Source organism: Rhizobium etli 8C-3, assembly GCF_001908375.1.
Lineage (GTDB): Bacteria > Pseudomonadota > Alphaproteobacteria > Rhizobiales > Rhizobiaceae > Rhizobium > Rhizobium etli_B.
This window is the reverse complement of record NZ_CP017242.1, coordinates 290941-306822: the sequence shown is the minus strand read 5'-3', so window position 1 is coordinate 306822 and position 15882 is coordinate 290941. Positions and strand designations below refer to the sequence as shown.

The window sequence follows — 15882 nt, the reverse complement described above, 5'->3', positions numbered from 1 at the left end:
AATGCTCCCAGCGAAATGCTCAAGACCGATTACGATAGCGATGGTTTCGCCCTCGTAACCGGCAAGCCGGTTAATCCAGGAACGACAGGTCGATCGCCTCCGCCATGGCGCGGTAGCCGGCGTCGTTCGGGTGGATATGGTCGCCGCAGTCGTAGTCTGGTTTCAGCCGTGTCGGTCGGGCGGGATCGCGCATCAAGGCGTCGAAATCCATGGTGGCGTCGGCATCGGCGTCGTTGCGGATATAATGGTTGACCTGTTGGCGGATGCGCTCCTTGGCACTCGTGTAATAGCCGCCCTTCGGGAATTCCGGGTTCGTGCCCTCGAAGGGCAGGAGCGTGCAGAGCATCGTTTTCAGCCCCGAAAGCCGCGCGCGCGCAATCAGCTGCTGGTAGGCGGCGATCATCTCGCCGGCGCCGACGGCCTCGTTTCCGCCGGCAAGCACCGTGTTGGGCCAGACTATATCGTTGATGCCGATCAGGATGATGAGATGGCTGACCCCGGAGCCGAGCGCGCTTCCCGTCGCGCACCCTCCCAGGCGCGGCGGGAGCTTTCACATGAAGAGGCATGGAATGCACCATATTTCCCGCAATCACGCACGCATGTTCTACCAGCCCGTCGTCGGGTTCCTGGCGCTGGCCGCATTCGCGCTGCTCGGCTATGCGATCTGGCTCTGCCTGCACAATATTTCGCTGATGACCACGAAGGGTACGCAGTTCGTCGGCTTCCAGAATTTCGTGCGCCTCGCAACTGACTGGCGCGGTCTCCAGGCTCTTTGGCGCACGGTCCTGTTCGTCGTTCTCGCGACATCGTTCGAAGTCATTCTCGGCATCGCGATCGCGCTGTTTCTCGACCAAGAATTCCGAGGAAAGAAATTCGTCCGCGCCGTTATCCTCGTGCCGATGATCATGACGCCTGTCATCGCCGGCCTGACCTGGCGCTTCCTCTTCAATGCCCAGTCGGGCATGATCAACTACTGGCTGTCCACCATCGGCGTCGCGCCGGTCGACTGGCTCGGCAATCCGAACGTGGCGCTTTATGCCGTCCTCGTCGCCGACATCTGGCAGTGGACTCCCTTCGTCGTGCTGCTCGCCATGTCGACGCTCGAGACCATCCCGAAGGACCTGGTCGAGGCGGCGCGCATGGATGGCGCCAGCGAGGTGCGCATCATCTGGCACGTCATACTGCCGATGCTGCGCCGGACGCTCGCGGTCGCCGCGCTCATCCGTGCCATCGACAGCGTCAAGGCCTTCGACCTCTTCTACATCATGACCAAGGGCGGACCGGCGCTCTCCACCGAGACGCAGAACCTCTACGGCTACACTGTCGCCTTCACCAATTTCGACATTTCCTATGCGATGACGATCGCGCTCTTCCTCACCATCGTGACGAATATCGCGCTGATGCTGCTCAATCGTTTCGCCATGCCGAAGGGAGTGCGGTGATGTTGAAGAAGATCCTTTTCTACCTCATCCTCGCGCTGATCCTGTTCGTGACGCTGTTTCCGCTCTACTGGGTGGTCACGACCTCGCTGAAGACGCTGCGCGACGCCTTCGCCATGCCGCCGGTCTGGCTGTTTGCACCGACGCTGGAAAATTACGGCAAGGTGCTGACAAACCCCGCCTTCATTAAGGGCTTCGCCAATAGCATGATCATCTCTATCACGGCGAGCGTGCTGGCGATCGCGATCGCCGCCTTTGCGGCCTACGGGATCGTCCAGCAGGGGCCGGAACGCCGGCGCTCGCTTGAAGGCTTCGTCTTGTCGCTGCGCATCGCACCGGTGATCCTGTTCGTCATCCCGACCTACTATCTCTCGATGCGCCTGGGCTTGCTCAATTCCCATGGGCTACTGATCGCGATCTATGCGTTCATCAATATCCCCTTCGCCATCTCGCTGCTCGTCACCTTCTTCGAGGAGGTACCGAAGGAAATGCGCGAGGCGGGGCTGATGGATGGCGCAAGCGAGCTGCGGGTCTTCTGGCACATCGTCCTGCCGGTCGTGCGCGGCGGGCTGGTGGCGACCTTCATCCTGTGCGTGCTGTTCACCTGGAACGAGTTCTTCATCGCGCTCGTGCTCTCCGGCCGCAATACGCAGACGCTGCCCGTCACCATCACCTCCTTCCTCACTTTCCAAGGCATCGAGTGGGGCGCGCTGACGGCCGCCGCCACCCTCATCATGCTGCCGATGATCATCCTCGGCATGCTGGTCCAGGGCACGGTCGTGCGCGGCATGGCCGCCGGAAGCGTCAAGGGATAGCGAGTTTTCGGGGAAGCCTTCGGGCCCATGCGAGATGCCGCCCGGCGCGGCCCGCTGTCTCAGGTCACGGCACCCAGATGGCGGTCCTGCCGCTGGTGGCGGGGATCCACGAACGCACATTCTTACAAACCAAGTTTTGTACACACGCACGAACAGACACTTTTACGAACGCACTTTACAACGACCTATATCCTGCAAACCCTATTTCAGGCTAAACTCGATCCGGACAAAAACTCTCGGCGTCCAGAAAAGTCTTGGCGTATCACGATATTTTTCGGAGCCGCCGGTGGCGTCCAATCAAAAGCGCATGGGACTGCCGCTCTTTGCGAATACGAGCCTACCCCTCTTTCAGCCGCCCTTGGCGTCTCAGCATAAAGCGGGGCTTGGAGGCAATTGACGAATGATCGCGCGCAGGCATGGCCCAGACCGCCGATCCCAATTTCTCTTGTCGCAGAAACCTGCTCACGCGAAAGCCACGTCAGCAAGCTGGGCCACGTCATTGATATGAATTTGCGGACCATGTGCAACCCGCGCTTCAGCGCCCGGATTGGCATCGACAGTTGTCATGCCCTGATTGGTAGAGCGTGTAACACTTGCTTCCTCCCTCTCGGATATGACGGCATCCAGGCTCGCATCGTGGCCTGATTTTCGTAATCGTGACGCAAAACTGGATGGCCTGTTAGAAAACTGTGCCAGCGATGAAGGGAGTGGGCTAATTGCTATAAAGTGGTGCTCGCCGTGTATAAAATGGGTTCAAAAGCAGTTCAATCCGCGATCCATTACACCCTCATCCACTGGCAAATAAGAGTTTTCAGTCCAGCACATCTCATCGCATCACCCATCATGCCAGTCATCCCTATCAACGAAGGAAAATACAAGGCGGCGCTTGCGGAACTCGGCGTGGACGGCCTTTGGATCGAGACCATGCCACCTTCGCTCGCAAAAGCGTTCGCCGCAGCAACCTACCTTTTTCTCATGGCCGACTATCACAGGCCACTTCGAGAAGAAGACAAGCCACTGTACCGTCGTTCAAGGAGCTATTATCCCATCCAAAACGTCCCCAACTTCAGCATGGTATTTGTCGAGGCCTGTGACATTGTGGGGACGCCCCTAAACATCGTTGACGCAGACGCACCTCCCATTATCGGTTGCCATGAGATGCCAACGAACTGGTTTGAAGAGGGCAAACCGATCACCGGAAATAATCGCACAACGAAAGAAAAATGGGAGGAAGAGTGGAAGAACCGTGGCTTCACAAACGGTAGCACTGAACACTTGGTTGTTCTCCTGTGCTTCGAAGGTATCGATACCGCCTTGATCAACTCAGTCAAGGCTATGCAAGGAGTTGTGATCGTTGTGCAGGATGAGGCCGGAAAACCAAACGACCCCCTCATTGATCCGGGCAACTATGACCTGCTCGTAACCAGCGAGAGGCTGCCGGAGAACTTACTATCTTTGATGACATTGAGGTACTGGTATCACCAATGGTGGCCGGCATATGTCACAGACAACAAGGGAGCCATCACCGACTAACCGGTACAATGTACTAGGCAAAACGGCTATGGAGAGAGCCACGTTTGACAGGATTTATTTTTTTGGATTGTTCCAACGCCCGATCAACTCGGGACGTTGTTCTGTTATTGTTTTCACGAGCTGGATTTTGTTCATACCCTTCAACAGGGATTTTTGATTATTTGATTTCAAGAAAACCAACGTGCGTTTAGGATAGAATAAATACACGCGCTTCTATCACCTGTGTCATGTTGGCGAATTGCAGGAGCCAAATCTTCGCAGCCGCGATTGCGAAGAAATCCACTTATGCATAGTGCATAGTGTCCGCACGGGAGCCATCGTAGTGAGCGCGTTATTGTGACACTTCTGTGGTCGCACTAGGTACTCTCAGGGCACCAGTGATAAGATGATCATTCAAATATGGAACCGAAAACATTGAGACCCGTGTGTCCTTGGCAATCGCTGAATAACATCACTGTGTCCTGCGGTGGGTTCCCAATAGGGTTTTACTGGATAACTAACTTCTTCTTCTGTACTGAATTAAATACGCTCAACCATCTACCATAACGGAAGCGTTTAATACGCCTGAGACCTTTGAACCACGATTTCAAATGCTTCTATCCGAAAAGGCACGAGAATAGTCCCCCGGCATCCTCCTCCGGGTAGCAAAGATCCTCGTCGTCGTCTCTGGTCACAGGCAGCCTCTGCCTGTCAGCGTTAGGTCGCGTTGTAGTGTTTGGCGGCCGATCTGCCCCATAAACAATGGTCGTGTTGTTGCCGTAAACCGCAATTTGGGCGTTCACTTGCTGCGCACGCGGATCCTGCTCGTCGGCTCTGGAAGGCGGCGGCGGATGACGAACCGTCAACCTTCGTGCGAATTGGCAGTATCCGAGGCCTGCAGCCACGCAATAGGTGCATGGCGCCTCAGAAATTAGAGAACCTGCGGCAGGAAAACCCGTGTACATCGCATCGGGCCACTGATCGAGATAGTGATGATGACGAGTTTCTTGTCCAGCGTGCCATTCTCGATATGCTGCATGGGAGGCGGACAGGGGCGGCCCGGTATAGCGAGGATGAAAGGGATTATCTTGATCGTCATTCTCCGTGCGGATGGAGGGCGTTGGCGACCTGGTCGGACTGTTGAGTTGGGATACAGTCTCTGCCGCATCCTCAGCGGAATTAACTTCAGTTGGAGAGTTTTCGATTGTGACAGGCGGATCACGCGGCCTGGAAGTATTGGCTTCGTAACGATCCACGGACATTGTGAAAGTTGATGAAACGATGCGATGTACTGGCAAAGATTTCGGCGAGACGAGGCGGAGGTATCCATTTAATAGTGGTGGCCGCCGATAAATCGCTCAGCTGACATAGCACGTCAGCTTACGGGCGCTAAGCTGTGCATCATGCGGCCTGGGAGTGACCCGTGTAGTCAAGCCAGGGGTTGCATGTCAGCCGCGGCATGATCTCGGGACCATTCCTCCGGCCTGAAGGACTGGCGGCGAATTCACACCCGATACGACCGCTGCGCTCATGCCTTCTTCTCAAGCTTATGCATCGCAGCAATCGTTATCTTCTGGCTCTGACTTAACGAGTTCCGAACCTAATTCAGCACCGATAAAGACGACTGTAGTTATCGAAAGCTTTTTCGGAAAGCCGTGTGCCTGCACTCCCTCGAGCGAAGCGACGGGAAGGCGAAGCCGAAAAAGCTGGAAGATAACTACAGTCGTCTTTATCCTGCCATCGAAACGCCGAAGACCGGTTACGATAGCGATGGTTTCGCCCTCGTAACCGGCAAGCCGGTTAATCCAGGAACGACAGGTCGATCGCCTCCGCCATGGCGCGGTAGCCGGCGTCGTTCGGGTGGATATGGTCGCCGCAGTCGTAGTCTGGTTTCAGCCGTGTCGGTCGGGCGGGATCGCGCATCAAGGCGTCGAAATCCATGGTGGCGTCGGCATCGGCGTCGTTGCGGATATAATGGTTGACCTGTTGGCGGATGCGCTCCTTGGCACTCGTGTAATAGCCGCCCTTCGGGAATTCCGGGTTCGTGCCCTCGAAGGGCAGGAGCGTGCAGAGCATCGTTTTCAGCCCCGAAAGCCGCGCGCGCGCAATCAGCTGCTGGTAGGCGGCGATCATCTCGCCGGCGCCGACGGCCTCGTTTCCGCCGGCAAGCACCGTGTTGGGCCAGACTATATCGTTGATGCCGATCAGGATGATGAGATGGCTGACCCCAGCATAGCCGAGCACGTCGCGATCGAAGCGCCTGACCGCGCGGGAGCCGCGGCAGCTGTGCAGCAGCCGGTTGCCGCCGATGCCCTGGTTGATGACGGCGATCTCGCCGCCCCCGTCCAGTCCCGCAAGCCGCTCGGCGAAGACATCGGGCCAGCGCCGGTCCGTGTCGATCGTGGACCCGTAGCCGTCGATGATGGAATCACCGAAGCAGGCCACGGCCCGGGCATCGGCGCGCGCCTGAACGTGGATAGCCGACAGGAGGTAATGGCTGGTCGTCGTCTGCTGGACGATCATCTCGCCGGCCGCAGCGAAATCGCCGGGAACGGAGATGAAGGCCGTCTGCTGCGCCTCGAAATGGTGCGTCTCCACCGGCACGAGGCCTTCGCTGTAATAGCTGACGGCGAGCCGGGCGAAGGAGCGCACCTCCATGTCCACGGGATCGCTGATGACCGAGGCGCCGGGATGGATCACCGTGGCCCGGCTGCCGCCGAAGGTCAGCGGCCGGCTCGTCAGCGGCTGGATGCCGCCATGCTCCGCCGCGTGTGCAAGCGTCACCGCGTCGAGCCGGATCGGCGTCTTGCCATATTCGTTGGTCAGCCTTACGACGATCCCAGATCCGCCGATGCTCACGCGGGCCACTTCGCGCACCGTTTGCCCGTAGAAGCCGGAAAGCGGCGCATCGGGTCCCCAGGCGTTCATCGGAGCGGCACTCCACGATGCGATCCAGCGTGTATCCACGAATTATCCTCCCCAAAAGCCTCGAAAGCGCCTATGGGTAAGCTTGACCTTTCTCCCCGTCAATAAATAAAACAGTGTGAATTAAATATGCCCCCCTTCGACAGGAAGGCTGCCAGACATTGACCGGACATATCCCAGGAACAACCGTGCTTCGCGGCGTGCAGTTCACGGAAAGAAATCGCGCCGGCACGAATCACGTGGCGCTGCGCGCCGGTAACGAACGCCTCGTCCTGTCGCTCATCCGTACGCACGGCTCTTTGTCCAAGGCGCAGCTTGCGGAACTGTCGGGGCTCGCCGCCCAGACCGCCTCTGTCATTTCGCGCAGCCTGATCGACGCTGGCCTGCTTCTTGCCGGCACCCCGGTCAGGGGCAAGGTCGGCCAGCCCTATGTTCCGCTCAGCCTCAATCCCACCGGCGCATCGTTCCTCGGTGTTCATGTCGACAAGCACGAGATCCGCACGGCGCATGTCAATTTCATCGGCGAGGTCATGTCCGAAACTGTCCAGCAGGTGGACGACCCCGATCGCGAGCACGTCGCGAAATGCTTGCATGAAGCCGCAAGCCGTATCCGGGAGGAATGCGATCGCGATCAGCGCGCCCGCTTCCAGGCGATCGGCGTCTCCATCGCAAGCGGCAGCCTCAGCGGCGACAGATCAGCGGTGACGTGGGACGAAATAGAAACATGTTTTCAGGAAGTCGGACGCTCCCTGGACCTGCCAGTGAGCGTCTCCACGGATGCGCTTGCGGCCTGCAGCGCCGAGCTCATCTATGGCCTCGGACCGACCACGCCGGATTTCCTCTATGTGTTTCTCGCCGACACCGTCGGCGGCGGACTTGTGCAGGACAGGCGCATTCGCTTTTCCCGCGGCGATACCGGCCCGAACCTTGGCAAGCTGCTCGTCCCGAGCGGCAAGGCCCGACCGGCGTCCTTGAATAACTTGGCGCTTGGAAGCAGCGGCGACGCCAATTCGATCGGTCAGCTGGCCGAAGGCATCGCCTATGCCATCGCCAACTGCGCAGCGTTGATGCCCTGCCAGACGGTGATCGTGGATGGGCCCCTACCTGCACATACGCTGCGCCTGGTAATGGCCAAGCTGCGTTCAGCCATTGCCAAGCTGGACTTTCCTGGCGCCGCCGAGATTGTCGCACGCGAGGGATCGATGACCCGGAAATCCATTGCCATGGGCGCCGCCTGCCTGCCGCTGCTCGACCGGTACTATCCCGGCGAGTAGCGGTTCCGTCCGTTTCCCACCGCAGCGAGCGACGGAGAACGACGCTGCCTTGGCGATGATAAATTAATTCAGAGTGATTTACTTATTGACATTCCATTCCGAACCGGAACAAATAGCCGCGAGGATGGCCGGAGGAGAGTTGTTGTGAGCTTAGGGTGATCTGCCCGGCCAAAGCTCGGTCAAACGGAGGAGAAACAATGACAAGGACAGGCTCTGCATCAAGGAGCATTTGCATCGCCATGGCTGCGGCGTTCGCAACGGTCACCACCTGGGCGGATATCGCCGTCGGACAGGACAAGCCGTTTGCCGGCGCTCGGCTGTCGGTGCTCATGGTCGGTCACCCGACAACGGACGCCGTGCGCAAGGCGCTGCCCGATTTCACCGCGGCCACCGGCATCGATGTCGATCTCGAGGTCGTTCCCGAGGCCGATTCCGTGCCGAAGATGATGCTGGAATTCTCGGCCGGCTCCGGTCGCTACGATGTCGTTGAGGCAAGCTCGATCCACGTCAAGGGCTTCGTCGACGCCGATTACATCGTCCCGCTGGACGACCTCGCGACCAGATACGGCGAGTTCTACGACAAAGCCGACTTCGTTCCCGGCTACCTGACGCCCAATACAGTCGATGGCAAGCTCTACGGCCTGCCGCTGTTCGGCGAAAGCTCGTTCCTGATGTACCGCAAGGACTTGTTCGAGCAGTACGGCATTGCCGTTCCGAAGACGTTCGACGAGATTGAGGCCGCCGCGAAGACGGTCAAGGAGAAGTCGAACGGCCGGATCGTCGGCATCACCATGCGCGGCCAGCAGGGTATCCAGGGTGTCTATATCTGGGCGTCCTATCTCTGGGGCATGGGCGGCTCGTTCCTGACCGATGACGGAAAATCCGCGCTCGACACACCGGAAGCGGCGACCGCGCTGGACAAGTTCGCGCATGTTCTTCGCGAATACGGGCCCGTCGGCGTCGCCAACATGGGCTGGGAGGAAAACCGCCTCCTGTTCCAGCAGGGCAAGGCCGCGATGACGCTCGACGCGACCGTCAACGGCGCCTTCAACGAGGATCCCTCCGTCTCCACGGTCGTCGGCAAGGTCGGCTATGCGCCGGTTCCGGTGCAGACCGACAGTCCAAAGGGCGGCTCGTCCTCACTGGCAGTCTTCGGCCTCAATATCGCTTCCGCCTCGCAGCAGCAGGAGGCAGCCTGGCTCTTCATCTCATGGGCGACATCCAAGAAGCAGCAGATCAATTCCCTCGATACGGACCCGAATTCCGGCGTAACCTCGGTCGCCGCGATGAACAGCCCGGCTTTCGACAAGCGCTACGGCGCGTTCAAGAAAGCGATGCTCGCATCGCTCGCCGGGGGTAATCCGCAGTACATCCCGACGGTGCCCCGGGCCAACGAGATCGTGAACAATACCGGTATTGCCGTCTCCAAGGTGCTTGCAGGAACCGCATCGGCAGCCGATGCCCTCAAGGAAGCCAACGAGCTGAATAACGCCGCCCTGACGCGATAGGGGCGCGCGCTTCCCGTCGCGCACCCTCCCAGGCGCGGCGGGAGCTTTCACATGAAGAGGCATGGAATGCACCATATTTCCCGCAATCACGCACGCATGTTCTACCAGCCCGTCGTCGGGTTCCTGGCGCTGGCCGCATTCGCGCTGCTCGGCTATGCGATCTGGCTCTGCCTGCACAATATTTCGCTGATGACCACGAAGGGTACGCAGTTCGTCGGCTTCCAGAATTTCGTGCGCCTCGCAACTGACTGGCGCGGTCTCCAGGCTCTTTGGCGCACGGTCCTGTTCATCGTTCTCGCGACATCGTTCGAAGTCATTCTCGGCATCGCGATCGCGCTGTTTCTCGACCAAGAATTCCGAGGAAAGAAATTCGTCCGCGCCGTTATCCTCGTGCCGATGATCATGACGCCTGTCATCGCCGGCCTGACCTGGCGCTTCCTCTTCAATGCCCAGTCGGGCATGATCAACTACTGGCTGTCCACCATCGGCGTCGCGCCGGTCGACTGGCTCGGCAATCCGAACGTGGCGCTTTATGCCGTCCTCGTCGCCGACATCTGGCAGTGGACTCCCTTCGTCGTGCTGCTCGCCATGTCGACGCTCGAGACCATCCCGAAGGACCTGGTCGAGGCGGCGCGCATGGATGGCGCCAGCGAGGTGCGCATCATCTGGCACGTCATACTGCCGATGCTGCGCCGGACGCTCGCGGTCGCCGCGCTCATCCGTGCCATCGACAGCGTCAAGGCCTTCGACCTCTTCTACATCATGACCAAGGGCGGACCGGCGCTCTCCACCGAGACGCAGAACCTCTACGGCTACACTGTCGCCTTCACCAATTTCGACATTTCCTATGCGATGACGATCGCGCTCTTCCTCACCATCGTGACGAATATCGCGCTGATGCTGCTCAATCGTTTCGCCATGCCGAAGGGAGTGCGGTGATGTTGAAGAAGATCCTTTTCTACCTCATCCTCGCGCTGATCCTGTTCGTGACGCTGTTTCCGCTCTACTGGGTGGTCACGACCTCGCTGAAGACGCTGCGCGACGCCTTCGCCATGCCGCCGGTCTGGCTGTTTGCACCGACGCTGGAAAATTACGGCAAGGTGCTGACAAACCCCGCCTTCATTAAGGGCTTCGCCAATAGCATGATCATCTCTATCACGGCGAGCGTGCTGGCGATCGCGATCGCCGCCTTTGCGGCCTACGGGATCGTCCAGCAGGGGCCGGAACGCCGGCGCTCGCTTGAAGGCTTCGTCTTGTCGCTGCGCATCGCACCGGTGATCCTGTTCGTCATCCCGACCTACTATCTCTCGATGCGCCTGGGCTTGCTCAATTCCCATGGGCTACTGATCGCGATCTATGCGTTCATCAATATCCCCTTCGCCATCTCGCTGCTCGTCACCTTCTTCGAGGAGGTACCGAAGGAAATGCGCGAGGCGGGGCTGATGGATGGCGCAAGCGAGCTGCGGGTCTTCTGGCACATCGTCCTGCCGGTCGTGCGCGGCGGGCTGGTGGCGACCTTCATCCTGTGCGTGCTGTTCACCTGGAACGAGTTCTTCATCGCGCTCGTGCTCTCCGGCCGCAATACGCAGACGCTGCCCGTCACCATCACCTCCTTCCTCACTTTCCAAGGCATCGAGTGGGGCGCGCTGACGGCCGCCGCCACCCTCATCATGCTGCCGATGATCATCCTCGGCATGCTGGTCCAGGGCACGGTCGTGCGCGGCATGGCCGCCGGAAGCGTCAAGGGATAGCGAGTTTTCGGGGAAGCCTTCGGGCCCATGCGAGATGCCGCCCGGCGCGGCCCGCTGTCTCAGGTCACGGCACCCAGATGGCGGTCCTGCCGCTGGTGGCGGGGATCCACGAACGCACATTCTTACAAACCAAGTTTTGTACACACGCACGAACAGACACTTTTACGAACGCACTTTACAACGACCTATATCCTGCAAACCCTATTTCAGGCTAAACTCGATCCGGACAAAAACTCTCGGCGTCCAGAAAAGTCTTGGCGTATCACGATATTTTTCGGAGCCGCCGGTGGCGTCCAATCAAAAGCGCATGGGACTGCCGCTCTTTGCGAATACGAGCCTACCCCTCTTTCAGCCGCCCTTGGCGTCTCAGCATAAAGCGGGGCTTGGAGGCAATTGACGAATGATCGCGCGCAGGCATGGCCCAGACCGCCGATCCCAATTTCTCTTGTCGCAGAAACCTGCTCACGCGAAAGCCACGTCAGCAATCGAAAACACTTCATGACCAATCGAAGGCCGCCAGCCGCGCAGGACGAAAACGGTGACGCGTCAGCACGGACAGATTATCGCTTCCCATGCCCAAAAATCTCCGAAACCGGAGCGACAGCTTCGCATTGCAAAGGGCCGTAGAAGCATAAGTACCCAACCCTCCTCCCCTCTTCTTCCTCCCTCAACACACCAAGCTTTCTCGTTCACACAACTTTCAGGACCAGACAGTTTTCCGATATTCTTGACAGTTCAATTTGTTTCTACCGCAAGCATGGCCGACACGCGCCCGCTTCAGTCCGCCCAGTGCGTCGGCGAGATGATCCATGCGGGTGTCGATTTTTCAAAGCTCCGCGCCATGATCGAGAACATCGCGGCCGATCCCAAGGCCCTCATAACGTTCTGCGCCGAGCACGCTCCAGGTTCCGCTACGCTCGGCCTCATCGAAGCCAGCAATGTGGGGCTGAACCTCGCCGAGCGCTGTGGTAAGGCCATTGATGTCATGTTTGCTTCCGACAGGTACAAGGATATCACGGGTATCAAAATCGGGCTCAATCATACGCCCGCCATGGTCTTGACCGATACATTCAAGCAGCTATTGCTGAGTTCCCCGGTATTGACGCCCGCAGGTGTTGCTGCAGTTCGCGACAATGTCAAAGCCAAGGGCGGCTGTACCATTTCCGTCCTTTACCAGGCTCATCACCTGAAAGATGGATCTGTCGCCGGCTCCCATGTTGAAGTCATCGTTACACCTGACAACGAGGAGGATGGCCCCCCCTTAGCTTTGTCTCTTGTGCTCACCCTCCCCAACGACGAAAAATGGAAAAATGCCAGGGCGATCATCCAGCAACTCACGGGCTGCGACAACCTTGACCCTCCGGCTCCCGATAGCGATCTCTCGAAAGCCTTCTGCGGCCCGCCGGGAACCCGTGCACTCGGCCCGGACAATGTCATGCTGGTTCTGCCACGCGACAAATGGGCTGCCACCCTGGCGGAATACCTCGCGCGCAACAAGCTGGAAGCGGTGAACACCGAACCCGACTGCGAGATCGGTGTCCACACCCATCCTACGGAGGCCATTACGACGCACGAGGGCGATGTCTATGCCATGTCGGTCTTCAAGCAGCTTGAAACGCTTTCGAGAACGTCCATTGAAGGTGGAAATCTTCTCTCCTATGGCTCGCATCTGGGCATGCATTCGTGCGTTACCAATGCAGTCAGGTTGCTTGCCTGTGCACTGCCGGACAAGTTCAAGGCCCCTGAAAACCGCTTCGTTTCCGCCAAGAAATTGATCGACGTGCTCGTTGACAACGGCGACGGCTTCTACCTCGCCAAGAAGCGCAACGCGCGCATCAACGAGTATGATGACGCGGATGTGTTCGAGCAAGTCACCCCCAAGCTCGTTCGCGATCATATCACCAAAATCTGGGCGGATGAAAACCTGAACCGACAGCTTACCTCGGACTTGCCGAGCTGGGCGAACATGTACGATAACTTCACGACATCCCACCCCGACCCGGATGCTCGAGCCTTTTACGTACAGATCGCCTGGGCCGTTACCCACCACCTGGAGAACATGGCTGACGACCTGGAAACCGTGGAGGATATGATGGCTTCAGTTAGCATTCGGGACTTCGCGCCGCCTCTGAGCAGCCCCCGACAGGAAGCCCCGACCAAATCCTTCAAAATCGGCCGGCTTGCATCTCTACCGGATAGCGAAAAGCACGAGATCGCAGATTTGATCGACAATGCCCTGAGAGAGATGGAGAAGACGCCTCTGCTGACCGACGATGAAATACTCAAAGCCGGGGACGAGATTTTCCGCGCGTTGGATGAAGCTGTTACGCAGCAGGTCACTGAGACCTACGGAGAGGAAGCTGCCCGTGCCCTCGTTGCTCAGGCACAGCGATCGTCCCGGCAGTCGGGCGGCGAAGCTTTTGTCTCCAGGTTGGAAACGCTTGTGGAAATTGTTGAGCCAGGTTCGACGGAAAATCTTGATGACGTAGTCGAACCATCCCTCACCGGCTCACCTGAACAGCGAGCAGCCGCATACCGCGCCATGGGCATAGCTCTGCGCCTCTTTCCATCGCAGGCCAAGAAGATCAAGGCTCTGTGCTGGCTTTTGCTCAGCGATCCCCTCAGGATCGGATTGGGCCTCATGGTTTTCTGGCAGAGCATCCGCTACGCTCATTCGAACGATGGAGGCCGTACTGCCGATCTCGGACCTGAAATCGCCGGCGTGCTACTCTTCACCATGTGCATGCCCGCCCTTGATACGATCGTCGATCATCTGGCGATGACGTCTGGAGGACAACTTCAACGTGTCCGCCCGTTGCAATACCCATACCGATTTGCGCAACAGCTACCTCAGGCCGCCGTTGGAGGCCATATCATCGGCTACACAATGGGTTTGATCCCTGGCGTGTCATCTGACGCAAACGTGCCTACCAGACTATCATCGGAGCTGGCCCGCCTTGTTGTCGGTCTATGGAGCTCCGCAGCCCTGAGCTATTACACAGACAGGTATCTGTTCGGTCAGGAGTTCGACCATCTGGAGATGGAAGGCTCAGCCCGCAACACCGCATTGAAGGCCCTCAACCGCATGCGACAAGATCTTGGCACTGTGGAGCACTGGATGAGGGTGAGGATCCCTCTGGCAACGGCCCTGGGTCTTCACAGAGAAACGACACAATTTTGGTTCAGGGTCTATGATAGCAGCGACAGCGCCATCGTCCGCAACCTTGTCGGCGGCTCGCAGTTCGCGACTTTCTACGTCTCAGTCACTTTGTTCATGATGCTTGGCGGATTGCGCTACGACATCGAGGATCCAAGGGTGCTTCGGCTCGCTCCATGGCTGTTCAAGAACAAGATCCCCATCACAGATCCCGAGCATGAGGAGGCTTAGTTTTTTTATGTTCAAAGTCTTGTCTTGGCGGAGGAATTGCAACTGAGCTTTGTCTATCGTTTAGTTTTGCCGCATTCTCTAAAGAAGACCTGTGTTGAATGCACCGACTGGATCGAGACAGGGGATACAGGTGGCGGACGCGGAGGATTTCCTTTGTCGTTTTGATTTCGATCGCGCTCTTTAAACCGGTTACATCGCGCTGTAATCCATTGTTAGTTCGGGACAATCGTTTGCCCGCGTAGTCAACGAATAGACCTTGTTCCCGACGATATCCTTGCCTTTCCGTGACCAGTGAAAAGATGGCAGCCATTCCGGCCTCCACTGCCATGATAGCCTCCGCGTCAGGAAGGATCGCTCGGGATGGGCCTGAAGCATGCGTTTTCGGCAAACCGCCGGACGTCGTCGATCGATGCGGATCCTCAGCTGTGGTGTTCTGCACTTTATCTGACAGCCTGATCCACCATCCTGTTCTCATGACCGTCATGCCGCTCGTAACGCCCACAGCCCCTTATCCGGTGACCTTTCATAGGCCATAAGTGCTCGCCAAGACCAGCCAAGCCTCGTTTATGCAGGCGGGTGGATCAGCCACCGTTTCAGGCGGCGCGGCATTTCAGGCAGCAGCGCAAGAGGCCACGTCATCACGGACGCCGGCGACGGCCCGAAAGGTCTATATAAGCAGCCATTCATCCCTTACATTCCTCCCCTTTTTCCTCCCACACCTTTCCATAGCATTACCCCCCGAAATACCGGTTCACAATGTGCGGTAGGGGCTTCGCGGAGGACGGCAGCGTCTACCGTTCGCTGTTCTGTCTGCAGTGCGGGCCCTCAATTTTGGAAACCGACTTCAACGACAGCGACGCGGAGAGGGTCGTCCACGACATCGCGCTGCGTGCGCAGGAGCAAGCCCTTGGCCAGCTTTCGAAACTGAAACCTCCTCAGGAACACCTGCCGGCAGGAAAAAAGCGCAGACAGCACCGTTATATCTGCCGACGACGCATCACAAACACGGCAGCGTTCATTCGCAGAATAACAAAGGACGCGATCTGGGCCAAGGAGGCCAAAGTTGTGAAGCTTATCCGGTCGCCCGCTTGTCCTCCCCAGTTCGACTACCTTACCGACATGTATAACAACGGCCTGCGGACCCCTGGTTTCGATTTTATCCGGCTGCTGATGAGCCTGCCTGAAAACATTAGCGTTGATGACGGAGTGAGAGCATATCGGGAAGAGGGGTTACCTGAAGTAGATTGCGTTTAAGTTTGTGTTTCCAGTT

Annotated in this window: 11 protein-coding genes and 1 pseudogene; 10 read left to right on the top strand and 2 right to left on the bottom strand. The window is 58.3% G+C overall.

All coding sequences use genetic code 11. The annotated features are described in order from the left end of the window. Positions 1 to 70: 70 nt before the first annotated feature. Complete coding sequence (locus AM571_RS21890) at positions 71 to 481, bottom strand: SGNH/GDSL hydrolase family protein (RefSeq protein WP_335727730.1); 411 nt, start codon at positions 479 to 481, stop codon at positions 71 to 73. A 73-nt stretch (positions 482 to 554) separates the two neighbouring features. On the opposite strand from AM571_RS21890, the gene AM571_RS21885 reads away from it, so the two are divergent. The 4 genes and pseudogenes from AM571_RS21885 to AM571_RS36445 all read left to right on the top strand — a co-directional run. Beyond that, positions 555 to 1442: a carbohydrate ABC transporter permease gene (locus tag AM571_RS21885; protein WP_237358579.1), complete on the top strand. Its 888-nt coding sequence runs from the start codon at positions 555 to 557 to the stop codon at positions 1440 to 1442. Then, positions 1442 to 2254: a carbohydrate ABC transporter permease gene (locus AM571_RS21880; protein ID WP_074063583.1), complete on the top strand. Its 813-nt coding sequence runs from the start codon at positions 1442 to 1444 to the stop codon at positions 2252 to 2254. Before AM571_RS21885 ends, AM571_RS21880 begins: the two co-directional genes overlap by 1 nt. Positions 2255 to 2992: 738 nt before the next feature. Beyond that, positions 2993 to 3787, top strand: coding sequence for a hypothetical protein (locus AM571_RS21875; RefSeq protein WP_155774512.1), 795 nt, complete (start codon positions 2993 to 2995; stop codon positions 3785 to 3787). A 1463-nt stretch (positions 3788 to 5250) separates the two neighbouring features. Then, positions 5251 to 5349, top strand: a pseudogene (locus tag AM571_RS36445) (IS5/IS1182 family transposase); the annotation flags it as partial. Positions 5350 to 5566: 217 nt separating this feature from the next. Here the strand turns inward: AM571_RS36445 and AM571_RS21865 are convergent. Next, the gene (locus tag AM571_RS21865; protein WP_155774510.1) at positions 5567 to 6733 is read right to left on the bottom strand and encodes an SGNH/GDSL hydrolase family protein; all 1167 of its coding nucleotides are present in this window, start codon (positions 6731 to 6733) and stop codon (positions 5567 to 5569) included. 119 nt (positions 6734 to 6852) lie between these two features. Here AM571_RS21865 and AM571_RS21860 point away from each other — a divergent pair, with 119 nt between their 5' ends. The 6 genes from AM571_RS21860 (at position 6853) to AM571_RS21835 (ending at position 15866) form a co-directional block, all read left to right on the top strand. Further along, positions 6853 to 7965 carry an ROK family transcriptional regulator gene (locus AM571_RS21860; RefSeq protein WP_155774509.1) on the top strand — a complete coding sequence of 371 codons (1113 nt, stop codon included), beginning with the start codon at positions 6853 to 6855 and terminating at the stop codon, positions 7963 to 7965. A 197-nt stretch (positions 7966 to 8162) separates the two neighbouring features. Then, positions 8163 to 9473 carry an ABC transporter substrate-binding protein gene (locus AM571_RS21855; protein ID WP_081377181.1) on the top strand — a complete coding sequence of 437 codons (1311 nt, stop codon included), beginning with the start codon at positions 8163 to 8165 and terminating at the stop codon, positions 9471 to 9473. A gap of 51 nt (positions 9474 to 9524) precedes the next feature. Continuing rightward, positions 9525 to 10412: a carbohydrate ABC transporter permease gene (locus AM571_RS21850; protein WP_237358578.1), complete on the top strand. Its 888-nt coding sequence runs from the start codon at positions 9525 to 9527 to the stop codon at positions 10410 to 10412. After that, a complete protein-coding gene (locus tag AM571_RS21845; protein ID WP_074063583.1) occupies positions 10412 to 11224 on the top strand; it encodes a carbohydrate ABC transporter permease in 813 nt (270 codons plus the stop codon). The genes AM571_RS21850 and AM571_RS21845 overlap by 1 nt, the downstream gene beginning before the upstream one ends. A 538-nt stretch (positions 11225 to 11762) precedes the next feature. Continuing rightward, positions 11763 to 14612 (top strand): hypothetical protein, encoded by a 2850-nt coding sequence (locus tag AM571_RS21840; RefSeq protein WP_155774508.1) that lies wholly within the window; start codon positions 11763 to 11765, stop codon positions 14610 to 14612. An 831-nt stretch (positions 14613 to 15443) separates the two neighbouring features. Next, positions 15444 to 15866: a hypothetical protein gene (locus AM571_RS21835; RefSeq protein ID WP_155774507.1), complete on the top strand. Its 423-nt coding sequence runs from the start codon at positions 15444 to 15446 to the stop codon at positions 15864 to 15866. The last annotated feature ends 16 nt before the right edge of the window (positions 15867 to 15882 follow it).